Raw genomic sequence first — 23,675 nt, 5'->3', positions numbered from 1 at the left:
TCTACTTTTTTAATGTGGTAAGAATATCAATTGATAAGCAAACAAAATTCCAAATACATATACAAGTGGGTGAACAGCACGGAATTTACCTTTTGCCACTTTCATAAGTGGATATGAAATAAATCCAAGTGCGATACCTGTTGCGATACTTGATGTAAGAGGCATGCTTAAGATTACTAAAAATGCTGGGAATGCTTCATCAAATGCGTCCCAATCGATGTGGCGAACTGAACCCATCATAAGACTACCAACGATAATTAATGATGGAGCAGTAATAGCTGATACACCAGAGACAGCACTTACTAATGGTCCGAAGAATGCTGCTAGTGCGAATAGAACAGCTACTGTAACAGTTGTTAAACCAGTACGACCACCAGCTGCAACACCAGCAGATGATTCAATGTAAGCTGTTGATGGTGTCGTTCCGAACATAGAACCAATAGTTGCTGAGAATGAGTCAGATAGAAGAGCTCGTCCAGCTTTTGGGAGTTTTCCGTCTTTCATAAATCCACCTTGTTGAGCTACCCCAAGTAATGTACCTGTTGTATCAAATAATGTAACAAGGAAGAATGAAAATACAACGCCGTATAATCCATAGTTAATTACGTCAGATACAGCAGTAATTGGATTTGAAACGATAATTCCTTCTGGTAATCCAGGCATTGATGTAACACCGTTTGAGAATGTTAATTGTCCTGTGAGGAAAGCGATAATACCAGTTAATAGCATACCGATAAATAGTGCGCCATTTACATTTAAAGACATAAGGATAATAGTAATTCCAAGTCCAGCTAATGCTAGTAGAACTGGAGCAGAGTGAAGATCACCAAGTCCAACTAAGTTTGCATCATTTTTTGTAACGATACCAGTTAATCGTAAACCGATAAAGGCGATAAATAACCCGATACCAGCAGTAATTGCATGTTTTAAGTTTTCAGGAATTGCTTCCATTAATTTTGTACGGAAAGATGTAAATGATAGCAAAATTAAAATCATACCTGCTACGAATACAGCAGAGAATGCAATTGCGAAAGTCATGCCTTCATGCGCTTTTACAACAGAGTAAGAGAAGTAAGCATTTAATCCCATACCTGGCGCGATTGCGATTGGTAAGTTTGTAAAGATTGCCATAAATAATGTTCCGACAACAGCAGCAATAATTGTTGCTGTAAATGCTTGTTCAAATGGAACACCTGCATCTCCAAGGATAACAGGGTTTACGACAATGATATATGCCATTGTTAAGAAGGTAATAATACCTGCCATAATTTCAGTTTTAATAGAAGTTTTATGTTTTGAAAGGTTAAACATATAAACATCCTTTCTGTTTACGAATAATTTTCACAACAGTTATATATAATATTCGTTTTTTATCTATTTTGCAATAGTTTTGCATAAAAAGTTTATAACAATTCATATTTTGTGTCTTAAATTCGAATATTAATCGTAAACCGATGTGTGAATTTCAGCTTTTTATTGTGCACATGCTAAGGAAAAGGAGTTGAAAGCAGCTATGCCACAGCAAAAAAACTTTATAACAATGCCTGCGCAACATCAAAATAAGCAGCCTGGTATTGAATCATTAATGAATCCTCTACCACAGTTTGAAGATCCCAATTATAAAGGTAGCGAAAAGTTAAAAGGAAAGAATGTATTAATTACAGGGGGAGATAGCGGAATTGGACGAGCAGTTTCCATCGCTTTTGCAAAAGAAGGAGCAAATGTTGCGATTGCTTATTTAGATGAGGAAGAAGATGCTAATGAGACGAAGCAATATGTTGAGAAAGAAGGTGTAAAGTGTGTATTGTTGCCGGGTGATTTAAGTGATGAACAGCATTGTAAAGATGTTGTTCAAGAGACCGTCCAGCAGCTAGGTAGTTTACAGGTTTTAGTAAATAATGTCGCGCAGCAATATCCGCAGCAAGGACTAGAGTATATTACAGCAGAACAGCTAGAAAAGACTTTTCGTATTAATATTTTTTCTTATTTTCACGTTGCGAAAGCAGCCCTTTCTCATTTGAAGAAAGGGGATGTCATTATAAATACGGCATCTATCGTTGCATATGAAGGAAATGAAACGTTAATTGATTATTCCGCGACGAAAGGAGCAATCGTAGCTTTTACAAGATCACTTTCTCAATCGTTAGTGCAAAAAGGGATTCGGGTAAATGGTGTTGCACCAGGACCGATTTGGACACCGCTTATTCCATCGAGCTTTGATGAGAAGAAAGTCTCTCAGTTTGGGAGCAATGTCCCAATGCAAAGGCCTGGTCAACCATATGAGTTAGCGCCGGCATACGTATATTTAGCGTCTGGTGATTCTTCTTATGTTACTGGACAAATGATACATGTAAATGGGGGCGTTATTGTAAATGGATAGTTTTCATTTATAAGAGCAAAGTAATGTTAATTCCACTTATTATAGTGAGCGCTAGGGGGGATATAGCTGAAAAAGTTATGTTTCGTCATACTATTATTTTTCATCCTACCGGTTAGTGCTTTTGCTAATACAGATCATTTAATATTAGTGAATCTTACGACAAATCAGTTGTCTTTTTTTGAGAATGGAAATTATACAAAAACATTTCCAGTAACGACTGGAAGAGATCGTACACCTACGCCTGAAGGTAACTTTTGTATTATAACTAAATTTAAAAATAAAGAATACCATCGAAAAAAAATACCTGGGGGTGCACCGAATAATCCTCTCGGTACGAGGTGGCTTGGACTAGATAAGAATGAATATGCAATTCACGGGACAAATCGGGAATGGACGATTGGAAGTAGGGAATCAAATGGTTGTATTCGCATGCATGACAGGGATATACAATGGTTATATGACAGAGTACAATTACAAACAAAAGTAATCATTTCTCGTTTTCATACGAGCCCCGAATATGAAGCGAATAAGCTTGGTTATCGCGTTGTGAGCTGGAATAGTCGGAAAATAGAAGAAGAACAAATTGGAGTACTTACGCTAGTAGACCGCGCGGATATATATTGGCAAGAACCAAATGGACAGTTAACAAAAGTGAAAACGGTATTGCCAAATGAAAGATATCCAGTGTACTCAAAACGAAAAGATGGAATATATTATATAGGAAACAATTTGTATATTATAGATGAAACAGGAGAGAAAATTCGTTACGAGCAAATTCCTTCTTCGATTTTAAGTAATATATATAAACGAGAATACAATGTTCCGTAATGGCTACCGTTTTATAGACGGTAGCTTATTTATACTTGGAGTTTAACTGCAACTATTATATTTTGCTGAATATAATACAGTACAGATAGGGGGCGGTTATATTATGAAAAGTGAATTTGCGTTTAAAGTTTTTTTAGTAACGACCTGTTTATTTATCGTGTATTTATATGCGTTTCTCGTCTTTTCTTTTTATGTTCCATATGTTGATTTAATATTGTTCTTCGGATTTATTTGGGCGTTTGTGAAAGCGAGGGAAGGAGAGAAGAGTATATATCGGCGCATTACCTTATGCGGGACGGCCGTTCTCGTTATTTTGTACTTTTTTATTATGCATGATTTTTGGAGGGGAATGTAAAAAAGCATACGATTAATCGTATGCTTTTATATCTGTTAATGATGGAAGAGAGGCAATTGCACCGTAATTTGTACATGTGATAGCACCTACTTTATTTGCAAAGGAGATAAACGCTGTTAAGTCTTTGAAATGATATGAAAGTGTATGTTCACTTTGGGCAATCTGATATAACATTGCTCCAACGAAAGCATCACCAGCACCAGTTGTATCGACTTGTTGAATGGAAATAGAAGAGACAATGGTTTGACCTTCATTTGTCGCAAGAAGTGTACCGTCTTTTCCAAGTGTAATAGCTACTACTTTTGCGCCATAATTTAATAATTTGAGTGCAGCTTGTTGTAAATCACTCTCTTTAGAGAGCATAGTAGCTTCCTCTTGACTTACTTTTACGAAGTGTGCATGTTTTATAAAGGTTAGACAATCTTGAGAGAATTGTTCTGTATTTGTAATGAGTGCACTTCGATAATTTGGATCAAAAGAAATAAAATGGCCGTTATCTTTCGCATATTGTAACAACTGAAAATACGTTTCTTTTAATGGGCTTGATAGTAAAGCTGTCGCTGAACCGAAATGTATTAAATCATTCGTTTGTATTTTTGATAAATCAATGCTATTGAATTGATATTCACCATCTGCACCACGCATAAAAGTAAAATCACGTTCCCCATCTTGATTGATGGATACGAATGCAAGTGTTGTTTGTTTATCTTTTATGAGCATGGATGTATCGACTTGCGCACGCTGTAAAGTTTGTTCAAGAAACTCACCAAATGGGTCATTTCCTACTTGCCCCATAAATGTAGCGTGTCCACCTAATTTTGTAATCGCAGCAGCAACGTTAGCGGGTGCTCCACCAGCTTTTTTTTCGAAATCTGAACCGTTTACTAAAGAAACGTTAGTATTTCGGCACACAAAATCAATTAATAGTTCACCTATACAAAAGACATTTCTCATACAATCCCTCTTTTCAGCTTATATTGTGTGATGATAAAGTTTAGTTTTGCATCTGAAAAGATTGCGATATGATGTTTCATGTCTTTTCGAGGAAAAACTCGGGACGTAAAGACTGTTGAACCATCGTATAAGAAAATTTCCACGATGCTTTTATCTACAAATATTTGTAGTTCTATCGTATCTTGAATATCGATTTTTTTACAGCGTTCAAATCCATATTCTCCGCCAAATTGATGGTAGAAGTTGCCCCTGTCTATAGAAATAGTACCTTGTGCCCGATTAAATGTAATGGGGAAACATTCCTCCTCATTGTGGAAGAGAGAAAGCCCAAAACGCTTTGCATCTTCTGTTTTAAGTGTAACAATTAATTCATAGGAGCCTTTATCATCAAGCGTTGATAATACATTTAATCCAGCTGTTATATCTCCTGAAATTTCTTTTTTTGTTGTTCGTAGTTTTGTTAATTCTGAAACTGGTTTTTGTTTTAAGATGTTATCTTCTAATGTTAATTCACGTGGAAGTGTTAGGCAATGAGCCCACATATAATCATCAGAAGGATATGTGATTTCACTTGATCCTGCCCAAGCAAACAATAGGCGACGACTAGTAGAGTCTTCTAAAGTTTGAGGGGCATAAAAATCGAATCCTTTATCAGCTTCGTAATAGGAATCAACATGGAAATATAAATTTTTAATATCGAAATGGCCTATGGCATAAACGACATTGTATATATTGTGAAAGTTTTCGCCGTCTTTTTCAATTCCTTGCGGTGAAAAGAGAAGTACATCTTTCCCTGATAATTGGAAGTAATCGGGGCATTCCCACATAAATCCGAATTCTTTTAAATTTGTTGTAATTTCACCTTGGAAATGCCAATTGTATAGGTCTTGTGATTTGTATAGTAATAGAGTTCCTGTTTTATTTTCACGTTGGGCACCGAGTAACATATAGTACATATCATTATGTTTCCAGACTTTTGGATCACGTACATGTTTTGTATATCCGTCAGGAATTATATCAATAACAGGATTATTACTATATTTCGTCACCGTATATTGTGAATCCATTGTTGCCATACATTGTTTTGCATCACGGGAATCATTAGGCTTTTTTATATTCCCTGTATAAAGTAAATGAAGAAGGCCATCTTTTACGATAGCACTACCAGAATATGCACCGTGTGATTCATAGCTTTCAGTAGGGATGATGGCTACAGGCATACGCTCCCAGTTAATAAGGTCTTTTGACTTCACATGCCCCCAATGCTTTATTCCATGAATGGGACCAAATGGATACCACTGATAAAAAACGTGATATTCATCATTGTAGTAGGATACACCGTTAGGATCATTCATTAATCCAAATGGTGGGTGGATATGATAAATTGGTTTCCATGAATCTTGGTTTGCAATTTCATATAAAGAATGTAATTCGTCTTTATTAGATTGCAGTATTGTTTTATATTTTGACATAGGTTTTCACCCCGTTATTATTTACTTTCTTTATATAAAATGAATGTGGCAACAAAAGCAGTGATAACTGCAATAGCGAAACCAATTATATAGTGAATCATGTTCATCATGCCAAGAGGTGCAACAATTGTAAGCATCGGAATACCTGTTAAACCGTATGCATTAGCCGCCACTTGCATCCAAACAACGTAAGCGCCTCCAATTGCGCCGCCAATAGCTGCTGCAATAAATGGTTTACCAAGTTTTAAATTGACACCAAAAATAGCTGGTTCTGTAATTCCTAAAAATGCTGAAGCTGCGGCCGGAATTGCAATTTCTTTCGTTTTTTTGTTTTTTGTTTTGAAATAGACAGCTAAAGTAGCACCGCCCTGTGCAACGTTCGCCATTGACCAAATAGGGAGTAAGAAATTGACACCGATATCTTTATTTGCGAGTAAGCCTGCTTCAATAGCGTGGAAGCTATGGTGTAAGCCAGTAAGAACGATTGTTGAATACAATCCGCCGAATATAAGTCCAGCTACTGGTCCTGCAAATTGATAGATTGTATTTAAAAGGTACGTAATGCCGTCACCGATTTTATATCCAATTGGTCCGATAATAATAAGTGATAAAAAGCCAGTTATAATAATTGTTAAGAATGGTGTAACTAATAAATCTAAAGAGTTCGGAACACGTTTTCGAAGTTCTTTTTCAATTGTACTCATAACATATACGCATAATAAAATAGGTAAAACAGTACCTTGATAGCCAATCATATCAATATCCATACCAAAGAAATGTAAAACAGTTGGTTTTGCATTTGAAAGAGTCCAAGGATTTGTTAAGCTTGGGTGAGTTAATATACCACCAACAACTGCACCTAAGAAAATGTTACCACCAAATTCTTTAGCGGCACTAACTCCAATTAAAATAGGTAAAATAATGAAAGCTGCACTTGAGAACATATCAAGTAATTGGATAAGTGAGTGATCTCCAGGAACTAATTTAAACGCTTTCAACATTCCGAGTAGACCCATAAGTAAACCGCTTGCGACGATAGCTGGAATAATTGGAACAAAAATATTAGATAGTGTCTTTGCTAGGCGGGCGATAGGGTTCATTTTTTTCTTAGGTATATCGTTTGATGTTGTAGAATCTAGTTCGGCTATTCCAATTAGTTTTGAGAATTCATCATATACTTTGTTTACTATGCCAGTTCCAAAAATAATTTGATATTGCTCGGTCGTTGCGAAAGCACCTTTTACTCCATCGATGCTTTCGATTTCTGCAGAGTTTATTTTCGTATCATCCTTTAATATAAGACGAAGGCGAGTCGCGCAATGTGTGGCACGAACAATGTTTTCCTTTCCACCAATGTTCTGTATTACTTGAGTTGCAATTTGCTTCATATCCATAAAAATTCCCCCTTACTATAAATTCTCTTTTATGGAACCGGTTCCGTAATGAGTTAAAATAAAAAACAGGGAAATGATGTTGAAAATCCTGTTTTTAAAATGTGGAACCGGTTTTAATTTTATTATAGAGCGCCTTTATATTTTGTCAACGCTTTCTTGGATTTTTAATGTATAACGAGAGTGTAATATTTTTGGTATAGTTTTGTTTTCAACAAGCTGTGAAAGAGAAGTGGCAGCAAGCTTTCCAGCATACTCATAGTCAAACGCAATTGTCGTTAAACTAGGGTGTACCATTTCTGAAATATCATATCCACCGAATCCTGTTACAGAAATATCACCTGGTACAGAAAGGGAGTGGGAGTGAATGACTTTCATTGCGCCAAGAGCGATGTTATCTGTAGCACATACGATAAGAGTTGGGCGATTATTATCTAAAATATGTTGTACTTGTTTCATGGCATCTTCTATGCGGAAAGTTGTTTCGTAATATGAAACGTTGCAAGTCGGTTCTAAATTTTCAATTGCTTTTTGAAAACCATTTTTTCGATGTATTCCAACAGAAATATCATCTTTTTCTATCCCTAAATAGGCAATATGTCGATGGCCTTGGGATAAAACGTATGCCCCTAACTCATAAGCTGCATCATAATCATCGTGAACGAGGCAATATTGATCTTTATATTCTTGCCCGACGAATAAAATAGGGATGTTTGAATTAGCCATAATTTTTTGATGTTCATTCGTTAATGTTTTTGTTAATAAAATAATGCCAGCTACCTTTTGTTTTATAAAGTTTTCAATTGCTTGTATTTCAGTTTCGGTTGTTTGATTTGCATTTGCTACAAGCATTTGATAGTTATTTTCCTGTAATGTTTTATCGATCCCGATAAGTGTTTTCATTGTAGCGAAGGAGTCTAATCGGGGGATGATGACACCAATTAAATTTGTTGTTTTTGCTTTTAAACTTTGAGCAAATGTATTGGGAGAGAAATTTGTTTCCTGAATAATACCTTCGATTTTAAGTTTTGTTTTATCACTTACATATCCGCCGTTTAAGTAACGAGAGACTGTGCTTTTTGCAACGCCAGCCAATTTGGCGATATCTGCAATTGTTTTAGCCATAGTATTTCACCTTCGTATTCATAAAAATGTTAACTTTATTATAGGGAGAATTAGAGATGACGTAAACAAGAAGAGAGAAAGAAAAAACCACCTCACGTATATGAGGTGGAATAATTGTTAATATTTAGGCTTAAATGTATGACAACAAGTCTCTACACTCGTTGCTACAGAACTTTCTAGCGTCTCGTTTGTTAAAACAGCAGCTGTATATGAATCATTTTCAGTTTGACCAGTTTCATCTGCATCAGGCTGAACGATGATCGCACTTGCTTGACAAAAGTTACCTTGTCCCCAAAAAGAACAGTTGGAAACAGAACATCTTACTTCTGGCATAAAACCCCCTCCTTATACATTAGTGTGGGATTTTACACCCATTTCATGTGTAGAAGGAGTTTCCTTTTCTCGTTACTTTTTCGTTTGCTCAAGCCATTCTTTTAATTTATCTTTCGGCTGTTCACCGCTAATACGGCTCACTTCTTTGCCATCTTTAAAATGAATGATTGTTGGTGTTCCTTGAATTTTATATTCATCCCAAGGAGCATCTAATTTTTCAATATCCATAACTTTCATATCAACGTTTAAGTCTTTAGCCATTGGCACTAGGACAGGAGATAATTTTTGGCAATGAACGCAAGATGTTTGATAAAAGTATACTGTTTCTTCTTTTTTCTCTTTTAAGTTCTTTTGAAGATCTGAAAGAGAGATTTTATTTGTGTAGTAGTCAGGACCGTTTGTCTTACTTTCAGTAGGATTATCAATCTTTTGGCTAGTAGCATTTTTTTCTTCCATTTGTGTGACAGCGAAAATTGCTACGAACAAGGCGATAATAATACCACCAAATATAAGCATTTTTTTCATTCTTTCATCTCCTTATTTGTTTTTGATGACAATAAAGCTACAAACAGCGATTGTAATAAAGCCGATAAGTGCTAAAAACGGGATTGTAATAAAACCAAACCAGTTTATAAATTCTCCGGTGCAGGGTACACGACCGCAAGCTGCTCCAGCAGCTGAAAACGCTGGGACTTTTTGAATTGCATAGTGATATAAAGAAATACAAGCACCAATACTTGCAATTGGTAAAGAATAACTTGCGATGCGATAATCTTTTTTTGCTACAGCGATACCGAGCCATAAAACGAATGGATACATAAAAATACGTTGATACCAACAAAGTACACAAGGCTCAAATTTCATGATTTCGGAAAAATAAAGACTTCCCAGTGTAGCGATAAAAGAAGCTCCCCATGCGGTAAGTAAAGCATATTCTTGCTTTTTTTCTCGTCCCATATTTTATACCTCTCTTATAATAGTTACATACTAAATTATAGTATGAAGTGGTATGGAAAAGAAAGAAAAAATATGTTTATCAATAAAAGTTTTATGAGGAGAAACTTTTATTGATATAAAAATTTAAAAAAAGCGCCATTCTCCGGAAGAGAATAGCGCTATAGTTTACATTTGAATTTGTTCTACTTCTTCTACATGCGACTTTTGGGATGCGTGGTCAATATATTGAAATAGGAGCTGCAATTGTTTATCAACTTCTGGCAGTTCCTTGCTGTATTGATAAGCGTGTAAAAAATGCTCAATACGCTTAGAAAATAATTGATCGTTCGTTTGAACCATGAGAACGAGTAATTTATCCCAATTACAGCAATACGTGTAATAGAGAGCTTTATCATAGTCGTTATATGTTTGCACTGTGTACCCTCCTTACCGAGAGTTATATATAGTGTGTGATAAGTAAGGAGAAATACACTTGAAAGAATTTGTTAAGAAAAAATGAGAATGAAAAGAAAAAACGAGGAATTCCCTCGTTTTTTAAGCTTTTGGCATTGGCGTAGGTGTTGGTTTGCCATAGCCTTCTTTGTATTTATTATCGATATAGTTACGAATTTCAAGCGTTGATTTTCCTTTTTGTTTCATGGAAGCAGATTCAACTGCAATTTCTAGGCAATTGACGCAAGTCGTTGCATGGGAGTCCCAAACAACTTCACCATTCTTTTTAATTTCACGAATAAAGCAGTTTTTATTATTTTTATGTCCTACACTTTCACCGCAACCACAATAGCATGGAATCCAATCTAATAGCTCTGCATTTTGTCCAGCGACGGTGTAGATATCTTTCATTTGTGGATCAAGCTTATCTAGGAAGGTTGGAAGTGTGTCGACTCCTTTTGTTTTCTCTTGAATGTCAGCTTGCTGAGTGTGCGATGCGTGGTCATGTTCTTCTTGTTTTGATTCAGAAGATTTTTGGTCATTTGTACCAGTACTTCCGCATCCAGCAAGAATTAAGCTTAGTACTGCAAGTAAAGAAAATACATACTTTTTCATTCGCTTGTCCCCTTTACAAATGTATTAATCAAATTGTATCAGAGATTACGGTGTATCGGTTGAAGATTTTTTTGACTGATTTTTGAAGCGACATCTTAGCGAATGGAATAGAAATAAAATTGGGATATAAGCGTATACAATATATAAACCCGCTTGAGATAGTACGGTATTTAATGTGTTGATACTTTCACGGTTTGTGAAAAGTAGAGAAGCTGAAAATATGATGAAAATAAAAAACGGTAATGTAAATTTAAATGAAATATGAAAGGAACGCTTCATCGTTTGACATGATGACCAAATGGTTAAGCAAAGGTTTGGTAAAATAATTAAAAACCAAACGAAAATAATAATATATTCAAAGCGCTGAATAAAAGGAACTTTAATTATTTTTAACATCGTTAAAGTAGGCCAAATAGTACGGTTTAATTGTCCCTCGCTGTAATACATAAAAGATACGATAGCTAAAACTACATAAATTAAGGTGCTAAAAGCAATTCCAGCATGGGCCCATCTTTTTAAAGATTTTCCTTTTTCAATAAAGGGATAAAAGATAAGAATTGTTTCAAACCCTAGAAATTCCAATGCAGAGTGTTTTGCAGATATAAGCATGTCAAAAGGTGAATGTGTAAAAATGGGTAAAATATTACGAAAATGTGCATACTTCATCGGATAGACTAAAAAGAATACAACGAACATAGGAAGAACAATCCCCCAAAAACATATCCCTGTCACAGAACGGAAGCCACCTTTTATAATGTAGTAAGTGACTAATAAAAACATAAGCGTAAGTTTCCATAACTTAATGGTAGGGAAAATCCAAACTTGTATCACTTCTATATATGTACGAAGAACAGTAAGGCAAAATAATAAGCAATAAAGAGTGAAAATTACAGAAAATATAGAGCCAACCCATTTTCCAAAGGTTGTTGTATGAATACTAATTAAATCTCCGTCTTTTTCAAGCATTTTTAACATACAAAACAGTACAATATGAGTTGCAATACCTGCAATAATAAGAGAAATCCAAGCATCATAACCTGCATTTTTCAAAATTACACGTTGATATCCGAGAATTCCTATACCAACCTGGAGAGAATGCAATAAAATAAATGCAAAATATGGAGATACGGTCTTTGTTTTATTCATTGTATTCATTGCTTATTTCACCTCACTATTCTCCGATTCCAGATTGTACAATATTAAGATCTAAATTTATATCTACCGCTATATTTTTATACATATTTCGAAGTTGTTTTATATTCCATTTTCTCGTATGGCTTCTAATTTCATCTCGTATTCCTAAAGGATCAATTTCTTTTTCTTGAAATTGTTTTATTAAATCTTCACAGTCTTTTTCGACATTTCGTTCAATTTGTTTTTTTATATAGTTGATATTTGTTTTTTTTCTTAGATCAATCCCATTAGGAGAGTTTTTAATTAATCCATTTAGTTTTAAATGGATTTTTACTTTTGGTATGTCGCCAGTTTGATCTATATCATACTTATTTTCCCCAGCTAAGTTTTGTATAACAACCATACCTTTATGTTTATCCTTTTTTATTGCTGCTTCGTAACGTCCATTTTTCGTAGGATTAATAAGTAATTTTGCTAAAACAGAATGTCTTTTATCCGTATACATGACGACTTTATCGCCTTTTAAAAAGGCAAGTCCTTTGACAGCGACAGAATGATTATCGTCCATTTTAATATAAGGAACATAGGCATCACATACAGAAGAGTAATAATTATATAAAAAAATGTTTAATTCAGTTTGTGGAATGTTCTCATTTCTTATATTTTGCTCGAGTAAATCAGCAATATATAAAGACCCATTTTTTTTCCCGTAATTTAAAAGCTCTTCAGCCGATCCATCTACAATTGCTAGTTGTACATCACGCCCGATATTTGGGTCACGTTGTAAGTTAGTAATAATCTCTCCCATTCCGCGTTCCCCTAGAGCCTTTCCAAATAGGACGACACGCATTTGACCTACAACAACATTGTGAGGAGATTTCGCATTTAATCGTGAAGCAATTGTTTCAAGTGAACGGGCAGATGTTGTTTGCGTCTCTGGTTTAGACTTTACACCATGTGTGTACTCTGGGAATAGAATAGTTCCTTGGAATTTTTTGTTTTTTGTGATGTCAAATCCAGCAATATGAATAATACGCTGTGCATCCACTATATACGTTTGTGTACAGCCAGTTTGTAAAACGAAGAAGATAATGATAAGGTGCAATAAAATTTTTTTCATTCATTCTCACCATCACGTTTTTGCTTCGATTTGTTTGGATTGTAGCGCCATTTTGATTTTGGTCTAAGAAAAGAAGGTCTTTGTGCCGTTTGACTAAATGGTAATCGAAGAAAACCTTCTGCTGTACCTAAACCACGAAATGGATATAAAGGTAACAAATAAGGTGATCCAAGCGATTTTAATTTAATTAAATGAGCTAAAATAAATACAAATCCGACAGCGAGGCCTAATCCTCCGAATGCACCGGCTAAGAGAATAAGCGGAAAGCGTAACAACCGGATAGTAGAAGACATCTTTACAGTCGGTGTTGTGAAAGATGCAAGGGCGGATAAAGCAACTGCAATTAATAAAATTGTACTTGTTAAAGCTGCTTCAACAGATGCTTGGCCAATTACAATCCCCCCAACAATCCCGATCGTTTGTCCGACTTTTGTTGGTAAACGCGCCCCTGCTTCACGAAGCAATTCGATTGTAATTTCTAAAAAGAGTGCTTCTAGAATAGGAGGAAAAGGTACGTTAGCTCTTGAGAAAATAATAGGACCTAGTAGATCGGCAGGGATCATTTGATAATGATATGTTAAAGCCGCTGTATAAATAGCGGAGGAAAAAAGAGAAAATATAGCTCCGAAAAAACGAATAATACGAAAGAACGATCCAATCATCCACGGTAAATAATAATCTTCTGGTGAAATGAAAAAATCCAGTAACGTTGTTGGTCCTGATAAAGCATATGGAGAGCCATCTGTTAAAATTAAAACTTCCCCGTTAATTAATGCAAATACAGCTCGATCTAATCGTTCTGTAGGTAATAGAACAGGAAAAGGTGAATTGCTATTATCACTAATAAATTGCTCAATCATAGTTGCATCAAATGGGACATCAAAGTCAATGTCTTCTAGCCGTTGAATTGCGGTGTTGACAAATTGTTCATTTGTAATTCCTTCTATATAAGCAACTGCTACTTTTGTTTTTGATATAGATCCGACGGTAACTTCTTTAAAAATGAGTTGCTCCGTTACGATATTTCGGCGTAATAAGTGGATATTTGTATCAAGGTTTTCAACGAAACCGATTTTAGGCCCGATTACGCTATACTCATTTTCTGTATCGTTATATAATCGTTTTCCTAAAACAGTACTTTCGGCACGAATTAAAGCATATTGATCAGGATTCGAATTGTTTTTTAAGCGTATTAAAATATATCCACCTAATAATTTTTCACGAATATCATCAATAGAAGGGGAGGTAATAATGTCTTCAATAGAGATAATATTACATAAATCAGAGATGTTTTGGATTTGTTCCGATTCCTTTTTTATAGGAGTTAAAATGAATTGTTTAATAATAAGTGCTTCCACGACAGATTTATAATAAAACAAGCACAACGTTTCATCTTTAAGTATGTTATAAGAGACAAAATCGCTTGATTCTTTCATGGTTTGTATAAATTCTGGGATAGAACAAAGTGTTTTTGTATTAGTCTTTTTTGATTTCTTAGATGATAAACCGAACATTTTCTCACCCCTAACTTACATCATTTACTTGTGTTAGTTTTTGGGAAAGACGGGAATTTATACTTAAAAATTGAAAGTTCATAAAGAAAAGGAAGAGTAGTGAAAGCCTCTTCCTTTTTAGCAGTTTAATTTGTTTTTTGTTCTTTAATAGACTTCACTAATTTCATCATTTCCGCTCGTATATCTTCTCTTTTTACATTTAATTTTTCGGCAATTTGTTTAATGTCCATTCCATCTTTTTTCATCTTTAATACATCATCAAGAGGGGTATTGCTTTTTTGAGAGATGATTGTTAACACAGTAAGATGACGCAATTTGATGTTATATTCTTTCATTTTTTGCTTTAGCTGATCCGGTGTGGATTTTTGCATAGTTGCTAACTGTTGTAGCAGTGCTTGCTTTGTTTCTTTATTCATATGATGCTTTTTCAGCTTACTTGGATCTACACCGAAATGCTCGGCTGTTTTCTCCCAAGATTTATTTTGCTTATAGTAAGCTAAAACATCTTTTATTTCTTTATTACTAATTCTTGCAATATGAGCAGCTTTCCAAATTTCATGTTTGTTATAGCCGAGTTTTTCTAGCGATTGCACTTCTTCTTCTGGAATTGGTTTATGGTGATGCATTGTTACTTCTTTTGGTGTGGCAGCGGATGTAGGGAAGGTGGATATCCCGCATAATAATGCTGCCATAGTCATACAAACAGCGATTTTTTTGTACATGTAAACTCCTCCTAGATGGATAATGTAGAAAACTGTACACATATCATTTCCATAAAATGTGAAATACTTGTGAACAAATCAAGTTTTTTTATTCACAGTATGAAATGACGTTTTTAGAAGTTTTCCAACATAAAACATTGATTAATAGTAAAAAACTAAGGTATAATCGAAATTGAAAATCAATATCAATGATGACGATAAACTTATACATATAGATAAAAATAAGGGAGAGATAAATATGACTACATATACTTCCATCGCTAATGTGATTAAAGAAAGACGCTCTGTTCGTACATTTACAGACAAAGCAGTAGAAAAAGATTTATTAATTGAACTATTAAACGATGCAACATGGGCACCAAATCATAAGCACCGTGAACCATGGAATTGTAAACTATACATCGGAGAAGGCCGCAAGAAATTAGTAGATGCAGTATTAAACTCTTTCACGGAAGAAGAAAGAGCGAAACGCGGTAAAATTTTATCAGATCGTTTTTTAAGCACGCCTGCACAAATTGTTGTATATATAAATGAAGATCCGCGTCAAATTCAACGTGATGAAGATTATGCTGCAACATGTGCATTCATGCAAAACTTCCAACTTCTTGCTTGGGAACGCGGATTAGGTTGCGTTTGGAAATCAGGCGGATTAAACTACAATCCATTATTTATAGAAGGAATCGGTTTAACAAGAGGCCGACGTATCGTTGGAATTCTTCATATCGGCTATTTCGATAAAGCGCCAGAAGGAAAAGCACGTACTCCGATTACGGAGAAGATGGAGATTATTGAAGGTTAATAGATGAGACATTCTCGTTTTTGCGGGGGTGTCTTTTTATTATGCAATCAATCCTCATGAAAGCTTGTTCTTCATCATACACTTTCTTAAGGGAAAGTGTAAGGAGGGAAAATAATGAGAGCAAGTGACGATAAAGCACTGCAATATGCGATTGCGGAAATTACGGAAATTGCGACTGGATTTGGGCTTGATTTTTATCCGATGCGTTATGAAATATGTCCAGCGGAAATTATTTATACATTTGGTGCATATGGGATGCCGACAAGGTTTTCACATTGGAGTTTTGGAAAACAATTTTTCAGAATGAAATTACAATACGATTTAGGACTTAGTAAAATATACGAACTCGTTATTAACTCTGATCCATGTTACGCCTTTTTATTAGATACGAACTCTTTAATTCAAAACAAATTAATTGTCGCGCACGTTTTAGCACACTGTGACTTCTTCAAAAATAATATTCGTTTTTCAAATACGAAGCGAGATATGGTAGAGAGTATGGCCGCAACAGCGGACCGTGTGAAAGCTTATGAGCATAAGTATGGAAAAGCAGAGGTAGAAACATTTTTAGATGCCGTACTTGCCATTCAAGAGCATATTGATCCGTCGCTTATGCGTCCGAAGCTCGCATGGAGTATTGATGATTTAGAAGAGGAAGAAGTAGAAAAGAAAAAGGTATCGCAATACGATGATTTATGGAATTTAGATAACCGAAATAAAAAACAAGAGCGCTCTAATATACGTAAAAAGAAGAAAATCCCACCGCAACCAGAGAAGGATTTACTTCTCTTTATTGAAGAATATAGCCGTGAGTTAGAAGATTGGCAGCGTGATATATTAACGATGATGCGCGAAGAAATGTTATATTTTTGGCCGCAGCTTGAAACGAAAATCATGAACGAAGGCTGGGCATCCTACTGGCATCAACGCATACTTCGTGAAATGGACTTAACCTCTGATGAAGCAATTGAATTTGCGAAACTAAATGCAGGTGTCGTTCAGCCATCAAAAACAAGTATTAATCCATACTACCTCGGTATTAAAATCTTTGAAGATATTGAAGAACGGTACAACAATCCGACTGAAGAAATGAAGCGACGGGGCGTAAAACCAGGATCGGGCCGTGACAAAATGTTTGAAGTACGCGAAATTGAATGGGACGTATCGTTCTTAAGAAACTACTTAAATAAAGATCTTGTTATGCGAGAAGATATGTACTTATTCCAGCGCCAAGGAAAAGAATATAAGGTAATAGATAAAGAATGGGAAAATGTACGTGATCAACTCGTAAATATGCGTACAAATGGTGGGTTCCCGTACTTAGTAGTAGAAGATGGAGACTACTTAAAGAACGGAGAATTATACATTAAACATAGTTACGAAGGAATCGAGCTCGATTTAAAATACTTAGAAAAAGTATTACCATATCTTCATCAACTATGGGGAAGAACGGTGCATATGGAGTCCATTGTGGAGAGTAAGGGCGTTGTGTTTTCTTATGATGGTAAGATGGTGCATCGGAAGTATGTGTGAGGGGAAGAACGGACATAGGATACTGTGTCCGTTCTTTTTATTTGGAACCAAGTTAAATATGCTATTCTTGAAAAAAGGGAGTTATATAGAGAAATGGAGTGATTTAAATGAGCAAAATAGGGGTATGTAAGGTTGATATTACGCCGCCTGTAGGTATTGATTTTGTCGGATATCATAGAGAGACAGGAATAAATAATATTGAAGAGCGTATTTATGGGACAGTTTTTGTATTTGAAAAAGATGAAATGAAAACTGTGTTTATAAGTATCGATAATATTGGGATGTTAGTAGAAGATACGAATATGATTCGTGAGCGAGTAGCAAGTAGGCTTCATGTGCCATTTGAGCGAATAACGGTTGTTTATACTCATACGCATTCCGGTCCAGAGACAGTCGGTGATGATCCGCTAGTGCAGTCGTATAAAATGATTTTAGTAAATAATGTAGTACATGGTGCTGTTACTGCAAATAACAATTTAAAGCGATGCGAAGTTGGATGGGGTGTTACGACAGGTGATATCGGTGTAAACCGACGAGAGAGAACATCTGATGGAAGAGCAAAGATGGGAACAAATATTGAGGGTGTTGTAGATAAACGAATTGGCATGTTGGCAATCAGAAATGCTGAAACGAAGGAGCTATCTGGGATTATAGTATTTTGTACTGCGCATCCGAATGTTTTAAAAGGTGATAGCGATGAATTATCAGCAGATTATCCTGGAATAACGAGAGAGATTCTAGAGCAGATAGTGAACTGCCCTGTTATTATTGTTCAAGGTGCCGCTGGAAATGTGAATGCGAAATATCGCGGTTCAAGGGAAGCGTTAAAACAAATGGCTTACATACTTAGTGGACATGTATTAACGATGTTACCAACAGTTACATATAGTCCAATTGTAAAATTAAGGACAGTTTCAAGTATGATGCAAATGAAGTTGAAGGATATTCCTGAAATTGATGAGATACGAAGCATGGCTCGATTAGCCGAGAAGCAGTGGGGCGTGAATACGGATGAATGGCTTGCTATCGTATTAGAGAAATATAGGCAAGGTATTCGGAAGTTACGTATAGATTTAGAAGTTCAACTGTTTCAAGTTAATGATGGTATGTTTTCAGGTATACCGATGGAACCTTTTTCAGAAACTGCCTTAGCAATGAAAGAGAGCCTTCAAAATGAATTGGCTTTCTTTGGTGGATATATGAACGGATATCTTGGTTATTTACCGACAAAAGACGAATATGCATATGGCGGATATGAAGTAGAATTAAGTCCTATTGTGTATGGAACAGTTACAAATTTGTTAATGCCACCGGGAGAGAATACTGCGGAGTTGATTGTGAAAAAGGTTATGGATTTATGTAATATGGTGAAACTTTAATGAGACAGGTTTTTGAACGCAGAGTAAAGAATATGACTTATTGTTTGATTTTGTTAAGTCAATGTAATTAATGATGATAATCATTATTAATTACATTGACTTCTAAAAAAAGAAAAACTAGAATTTATAAAGGGATCTTCAATTGTTCGCTATCATTTGTATAGGAGGTAAGTTATGTTGGATAGCTTTATTTCTATAAGATGTAGGTTGGCTCTTTATAGTTTTGGTGTTCTTTTTATCTTTTTTTGTACAGTATTTTTGGTGAATCAGAAGGTGTATGCAGAAGATGTACCGTGGACATCAGTTTCAAATGAGGGAGAACGTGTACTTTTTCAAGAACAATCTTTGTATAGTAATGATCGAAGGGGAGAAGATCTTGTTTCACCTTCATTTGAAGGGCGTAAACATGGTGGGGAAGATTGGGGATACTTATTAAGAGACAGTAATTTTAATTATCCATCTAATATCCTTACACATTCTGTAATAGGAAGAGATGATCGAATTAGAGTTACTAATACAACTTTGTATCCTTATAGGGCTATAGTACACTTAGTAATTCAATTTAATGGACAAGAGGTTTATGGGTGTACAGGAGCGCTAATTAGTAAAGATACAGTATTTACAGCTGGGCACTGTGTTTACAATAAAAAGCTTGGTGGATGGGCAAAAAATGTTATTGTGACTCCTGGTAGAAATGGAGATCAAGCACCGTATTTGCCTTATAGTTGGACAAAGCTTTATTCAGTAAGTGGATGGACTGATGATGGAGATTCAGAATTTGATTATGGAGCCATTAAATTAAATGGATCTCCTGGAGATTATACAGGTTGGTTAGGATATAGAACTACTAATGTAGAGTCTCCAAAGGGGTTACTCGCAGTAGTTCCAGGGTATCCGTGTGATAAAGTAGGAAATGAAAAATATACTATGTGGACAGATTATGGACCAATTGAAGGCACTAGTCCTAGAATTTTAACATATAGGATGGACACTTATGGATGTCAAAGTGGAGCACCTGTATATCATGACTATTCTCGTACGGGTGTAACAATAATAGCTACCCATACAGTAGGAAGTAATTCTTGGAATTCTGGAAACCGGGTGACAGACGATGTTTTTAATAATCTTAAAAAATGGTCTGAATAAATATAATAAGCTTTTATGGATTTTATTTTGTGTATTGGTCATAATCGTAATGACTAGTTATATAGTAAATAATGAAAAGAAGTTTAGTAAGGTTGTTAATTCTGTAACTTTTCACGTGAAAAATAAAGAAAAACAGCCAATAAAAGATTTTGAAATTATACTTATGAAAGACGAATCACCTGAACCCAGTAAAGAAATTGGGATCTCAATAGGGAAAACAGACGAAGAAGGAAAAGTTATTTGGAGGAATGTGAGAACGGGAAAATATATCGTATTTTTGCCAAATAACGAGACGCAGATGGTTATGATTAATGATAGAGATGCAACGAAAAAAATAAATATATCATTGTAGAAAAAGAGTCCATTGGGATTCGTTTTCTCAGGTTGTGGCATTAAAGAATTTTACGTGGAATGGATTTAACCTTATGTGAAGAAGCTATTGATTTTGAAAATTTAAATACAGGTGTATTTAAATTTTCAAAACACGTATTTATACATTGGTTTAATCGTGCAGAAAGTTATAGAACTATACGCAAAAGAACTTGGAGGTATCTAAGTTCTTTTTTATTTGTTTCAAATTTGTGAAAGAAAGACATATTGATTGAAATTAAATTTTTTATACTCTATCATATACCCGTACAGGTATAGGTTTTTGTTTAATGCATGAGGAAATTAAATAATAAATAACATGGAGGTTTGAAATATGTCTAGAAAAATTGTTGTAGTAGGCGGAGTTGCTGGCGGGGCATCAGTAGCTGCAAGGCTTCGTCGTTTAAGTGAGGAAGATGAAATTATTATGGTTGAACGCGGTGAATACATTTCGTTCGCAAACTGTGGATTGCCATATTATATTGGCGGTGTCATTACAGAAAGACAAAAGTTATTAGTACAAACTGTTGAAAGGATGTCAAAACGTTTTAATTTAGAGATACGTGTATTGAGTGAAGTTGTAAAGATTAATAAAGAAGAGAAAACAATTACGATAAAGAATGTAACTACAGATGAAACATATAACGAGGAATATGATGTTTTGATTCTTTCACCAGGGGCGAAACCAATTGTTCCACCTATTCCGGGCATTGAAGAAGCGAAGGCGTTGTTTACGTTACGAAATGTACCTGATACAGATCGTATAAAAGCGTATATTGATGAGAAGAAACCACGTCATGCGACGGTTATTGGTGGAGGATTTATTGGAGTGGAAATGGTTGAGAATTTAAGAGAACGCGGGATTGATGTTACTCTTGTAGAGATGGCGAATCAAGTAATGCCACCAATCGATTATGAAATAGCAGCATACGTACATGAACATATGAGAAATCACAATGTTGAGCTTGTTTTAGAAGATGGTGTAGATGCGTTAGAAGAAGACGGGGCTATTGTACGTTTAAAAAGTGGCTCAGTTATAAAAACAGATATGATTATTTTAGCAATTGGTGTACAACCAGAGAGTAGTTTAGCGAAAGAGGCAGGATTAGCATTGGGAGTTAGAGGAACGATAAAGGTAAATGAGAAATTTCAAACATCTGACCCATATGTATATGCAATTGGTGATGCGATTGAAGTGAAAGATTTTGTTACAGAAATAGAAACGATGATTCCTTTAGCGTGGCCAGCTAATCGTCAAGGTCGCATGTTAGCAGATATTATTCATGGTCATACGGATTCTTTATATAAAGGTACGATGGGAACTTCTGTGGCTAAAGTTTTTGATTTAACAGTTGCTTCGACTGGAGTGAATGAGAAAATATTAAAACGACTAAATATACCCTATGAGGTAGTACATGTACAGGCAAATTCTCATGCGGGATATTATCCGAATGCTACGCCTGTGCTAATAAAATTAATTTTTAATAAAGAAAGCGGAAAAATTTATGGAGCGCAGGCGTTAGGGCGTGATGGTGTAGATAAGCGTATTGATGTTATTGCAACGGCAATGAAGGCAAACTTAACTGTAATCGATTTGCCGGATTTAGAATTATCATATGCCCCGCCCTATTCTTCTGCAAAAGACCCAGTAAACATGGTGGGGTATGCGGCAAGTAATATAGTAGATGGTTTTGTGGACACAGTGCAATGGCATGAAATAGATCACATTGTTAAAAATGGTGGATATCTTATTGATGTTCGAGAGCCTAATGAACTAAAACAGGGAATGATTAAAGACTCTATTAATATTCCGTTAGATGAATTACGTGATCGATTGGATGAAGTGCCAATGGACAAAGAAATATATATCACTTGCCAACTTGGTATGAGAGGGTATGTTGCAGCGCGCATGTTAATGGAAAAAGGATATAAGGTAAAGAACTTAGATGGTGGCTTTAAATTATACGGAACAGTAGTACCAGAACGTGTTGTATATTAATATTTTTTCATCTTCCACTTCAAAATTTGGTGGAAGATGAAAGCCTATATAGTAAGGTTTCACTTCTTGTTTTGTGAACATATAAGATAAATATTAAAAATAGGGGTTTACAAAATACCCTATAGGGTATAATATATTGTCATAGGTTATAAATAGTGACATAATGGTAATGAGGTGATTATAGAATGGAATATAATCAAGATATGAAAAATAGATTGAAACGTATTGAAGGTCAAGTTCGTGGTGTACTTCGTATGATGGAAGAAGGAAAAGATTGCCGAGAGGTTATTACACAGTTAACGGCATCTCGTTCTGCACTTGATCGTACAATTGGACTTGTTGTTGGGACAAATTTAGAGCAATGTTTGCGTGAGCAGTTTGAAAGCGGTAATGCTTCAAATGAAGAGTTAATTAAAGAAGCTGTTCAATTACTTGTAAAAAGCCGATAATCTGTCAGACATAATTGTTGACAGATTTTCAAAAACATTTTAATATACCCCTATAGGTATATGTATATAAGTTGTGGAGGAATCAATTATGAGTATAAAAGTGGATATGAGTTTAGATTGTAAAGGGTTGGCTTGTCCGATGCCGATTGTGAAAACGAAGAAGGCGATAGAAGGATTAGCACCAGGGCAAGTAATTGAAGTTCAGGCAACAGATAAAGGATCTACGGTAGATATAAAAAGTTGGGCGGGTAAAGTAGGACATCAATATATCGGGACGAAACACGAGGATAATGTATTGGTGCATTATGTTAGGAAAGCAAACGAGCATGAAGTGAATGAAATTGTGAAATATCCACATACAATTACGAATGCAGAATTACAGTCTATATTGTCTCATGGAGAAGAGAGCATTGTATTAGATGTTCGCGAAGCAGCGGAATTTGCTTTTGGTCATATTCCATCCGCCATTTCGGTACCATTAGGTGAATTAGACAGCGCAGTATTAGATAAGACGAAGCAAATTTATGTTATTTGCCGAACTGGTAATCGCAGTGATATAGCTTGCCAAATGTTGAAAGAGAAAGGTTATTCAAATGTGAAAAATGTCATTCCAGGTATGTTAGAGTGGCAAGGGAATATAGAGAAATAAATTTTTTGAATAAAAATATA

At 35.3% G+C, this 23,675-nt stretch carries 25 protein-coding genes; 11 read left to right on the top strand and 14 right to left on the bottom strand.

Going from position 1 to position 23,675, the window contains the following annotated elements; all coding sequences use genetic code 11:
* Positions 1-9: 9 nt before the first annotated feature.
* Positions 10-1,311 carry an NCS2 family permease gene (locus HMPREF2590_RS24895; RefSeq protein ID WP_000482712.1) on the bottom strand — a complete coding sequence of 434 codons (1,302 nt, stop codon included), beginning with the start codon at positions 1,309-1,311 and terminating at the stop codon, positions 10-12.
* A gap of 202 nt (positions 1,312-1,513) precedes the next feature.
* On the opposite strand from HMPREF2590_RS24895, the gene HMPREF2590_RS24890 reads away from it, so the two are divergent.
* From HMPREF2590_RS24890 to HMPREF2590_RS24880, 3 genes are all read left to right on the top strand, one after another.
* On the top strand, positions 1,514-2,380 hold the full coding sequence (locus tag HMPREF2590_RS24890) for an SDR family oxidoreductase (protein WP_001136259.1): 867 nt from the start codon (positions 1,514-1,516) through the stop codon (positions 2,378-2,380).
* A gap of 66 nt (positions 2,381-2,446) precedes the next feature.
* Positions 2,447-3,208, top strand: coding sequence for a L,D-transpeptidase (locus HMPREF2590_RS24885; protein ID WP_044584150.1), 762 nt, complete (start codon positions 2,447-2,449; stop codon positions 3,206-3,208).
* A gap of 103 nt (positions 3,209-3,311) precedes the next feature.
* Positions 3,312-3,563: a hypothetical protein gene (locus tag HMPREF2590_RS24880; protein WP_000834195.1), complete on the top strand. Its 252-nt coding sequence runs from the start codon at positions 3,312-3,314 to the stop codon at positions 3,561-3,563.
* 12 nt (positions 3,564-3,575) lie between these two features.
* Here the strand turns inward: HMPREF2590_RS24880 and HMPREF2590_RS24875 are convergent, their stop codons facing one another.
* The 13 genes from HMPREF2590_RS24875 to HMPREF2590_RS24815 form a co-directional block, all read right to left on the bottom strand.
* The gene (locus HMPREF2590_RS24875; protein ID WP_001246644.1) at positions 3,576-4,517 is read right to left on the bottom strand and encodes a carbohydrate kinase family protein; all 942 of its coding nucleotides are present in this window, start codon (positions 4,515-4,517) and stop codon (positions 3,576-3,578) included.
* Positions 4,514-5,989, bottom strand: coding sequence for a beta-fructofuranosidase (scrB, locus tag HMPREF2590_RS24870; protein WP_000049734.1), 1,476 nt, complete (start codon positions 5,987-5,989; stop codon positions 4,514-4,516). The genes HMPREF2590_RS24875 and scrB overlap by 4 nt, the downstream gene beginning before the upstream one ends.
* A gap of 17 nt (positions 5,990-6,006) precedes the next feature.
* Entirely contained in the window at positions 6,007-7,383 is a 1,377-nt protein-coding gene (locus HMPREF2590_RS24865; protein ID WP_000367323.1) for a sucrose-specific PTS transporter subunit IIBC, read from the bottom strand.
* A gap of 135 nt (positions 7,384-7,518) precedes the next feature.
* A complete protein-coding gene (locus tag HMPREF2590_RS24860; RefSeq protein ID WP_001140396.1) occupies positions 7,519-8,505 on the bottom strand; it encodes a LacI family DNA-binding transcriptional regulator in 987 nt (328 codons plus the stop codon).
* 117 nt (positions 8,506-8,622) lie between these two features.
* Positions 8,623-8,838 carry a DUF1540 domain-containing protein gene (locus HMPREF2590_RS24855; RefSeq protein WP_001115481.1) on the bottom strand — a complete coding sequence of 72 codons (216 nt, stop codon included), beginning with the start codon at positions 8,836-8,838 and terminating at the stop codon, positions 8,623-8,625.
* A 72-nt stretch (positions 8,839-8,910) separates the two neighbouring features.
* Complete coding sequence (locus HMPREF2590_RS24850; RefSeq protein ID WP_000738450.1) at positions 8,911-9,363, bottom strand: thioredoxin family protein; 453 nt, start codon at positions 9,361-9,363, stop codon at positions 8,911-8,913.
* A 12-nt stretch (positions 9,364-9,375) separates the two neighbouring features.
* Complete coding sequence (locus HMPREF2590_RS24845; RefSeq protein ID WP_000532264.1) at positions 9,376-9,795, bottom strand: disulfide formation protein C; 420 nt, start codon at positions 9,793-9,795, stop codon at positions 9,376-9,378.
* Between the two features lie 165 nt (positions 9,796-9,960).
* Positions 9,961-10,209 carry a YhdB family protein gene (locus HMPREF2590_RS24840; protein ID WP_001195459.1) on the bottom strand — a complete coding sequence of 83 codons (249 nt, stop codon included), beginning with the start codon at positions 10,207-10,209 and terminating at the stop codon, positions 9,961-9,963.
* A gap of 120 nt (positions 10,210-10,329) precedes the next feature.
* On the bottom strand, positions 10,330-10,842 hold the full coding sequence (locus HMPREF2590_RS24835) for a PCYCGC domain-containing protein (protein WP_000761029.1): 513 nt from the start codon (positions 10,840-10,842) through the stop codon (positions 10,330-10,332).
* A 45-nt stretch (positions 10,843-10,887) separates the two neighbouring features.
* Positions 10,888-11,997 (bottom strand): GerAB/ArcD/ProY family transporter, encoded by a 1,110-nt coding sequence (locus tag HMPREF2590_RS24830; RefSeq protein ID WP_001095044.1) that lies wholly within the window; start codon positions 11,995-11,997, stop codon positions 10,888-10,890.
* A 16-nt stretch (positions 11,998-12,013) separates the two neighbouring features.
* Positions 12,014-13,096 (bottom strand): Ger(x)C family spore germination protein, encoded by a 1,083-nt coding sequence (locus HMPREF2590_RS24825; protein WP_050821641.1) that lies wholly within the window; start codon positions 13,094-13,096, stop codon positions 12,014-12,016.
* Positions 13,093-14,610: a spore germination protein gene (locus tag HMPREF2590_RS24820; RefSeq protein WP_000467488.1), complete on the bottom strand. Its 1,518-nt coding sequence runs from the start codon at positions 14,608-14,610 to the stop codon at positions 13,093-13,095. Before HMPREF2590_RS24820 ends, HMPREF2590_RS24825 begins: the two co-directional genes overlap by 4 nt.
* Positions 14,611-14,735: 125 nt before the next feature.
* Positions 14,736-15,332, bottom strand: a complete 597-nt coding sequence (locus HMPREF2590_RS24815) for a hypothetical protein (RefSeq protein WP_000276968.1) — start codon at positions 15,330-15,332, stop codon at positions 14,736-14,738.
* 238 nt (positions 15,333-15,570) lie between these two features.
* Here HMPREF2590_RS24815 and HMPREF2590_RS24810 point away from each other — a divergent pair, with 238 nt between their 5' ends.
* The 8 genes from HMPREF2590_RS24810 (at position 15,571) to HMPREF2590_RS24775 (ending at position 23,655) form a co-directional block, all read left to right on the top strand.
* Entirely contained in the window at positions 15,571-16,131 is a 561-nt protein-coding gene (locus HMPREF2590_RS24810; RefSeq protein ID WP_050821643.1) for a nitroreductase family protein, read from the top strand.
* A gap of 114 nt (positions 16,132-16,245) precedes the next feature.
* On the top strand, positions 16,246-17,664 hold the full coding sequence (gene spoVR / locus HMPREF2590_RS24805; protein ID WP_001202701.1) for a stage V sporulation protein SpoVR: 1,419 nt from the start codon (positions 16,246-16,248) through the stop codon (positions 17,662-17,664).
* 107 nt (positions 17,665-17,771) lie between these two features.
* Positions 17,772-19,043 (top strand): neutral/alkaline non-lysosomal ceramidase N-terminal domain-containing protein, encoded by a 1,272-nt coding sequence (locus HMPREF2590_RS24800; RefSeq protein WP_000034547.1) that lies wholly within the window; start codon positions 17,772-17,774, stop codon positions 19,041-19,043.
* 174 nt (positions 19,044-19,217) lie between these two features.
* On the top strand, positions 19,218-20,189 hold the full coding sequence (locus HMPREF2590_RS24795) for a trypsin-like serine peptidase (RefSeq protein WP_000887282.1): 972 nt from the start codon (positions 19,218-19,220) through the stop codon (positions 20,187-20,189).
* Positions 20,155-20,541, top strand: coding sequence for a YbfJ family protein (locus HMPREF2590_RS24790; protein WP_000478588.1), 387 nt, complete (start codon positions 20,155-20,157; stop codon positions 20,539-20,541). Before HMPREF2590_RS24795 ends, HMPREF2590_RS24790 begins: the two co-directional genes overlap by 35 nt.
* 351 nt (positions 20,542-20,892) lie before the next feature.
* Entirely contained in the window at positions 20,893-22,557 is a 1,665-nt protein-coding gene (gene cdr, locus HMPREF2590_RS24785; protein WP_050821646.1) for a CoA-disulfide reductase, read from the top strand.
* A 185-nt stretch (positions 22,558-22,742) separates the two neighbouring features.
* Entirely contained in the window at positions 22,743-23,006 is a 264-nt protein-coding gene (locus HMPREF2590_RS24780; RefSeq protein WP_000456205.1) for a metal-sensitive transcriptional regulator, read from the top strand.
* An 88-nt stretch (positions 23,007-23,094) separates the two neighbouring features.
* Positions 23,095-23,655, top strand: coding sequence for a sulfurtransferase TusA family protein (locus HMPREF2590_RS24775; protein WP_050821648.1), 561 nt, complete (start codon positions 23,095-23,097; stop codon positions 23,653-23,655).
* Positions 23,656-23,675: the final 20 nt, after the last annotated feature.

The sequence above is a fragment of the Bacillus sp. HMSC036E02 genome (assembly GCF_001836235.1).
GTDB classification, from domain to species: Bacteria; Bacillota; Bacilli; order Bacillales; family Bacillaceae_G; genus Bacillus_A; species Bacillus_A cereus.
The sequence above is the reverse complement of the archived record's forward strand: the minus strand, read 5'-3'. Positions and strand labels throughout refer to the sequence as shown.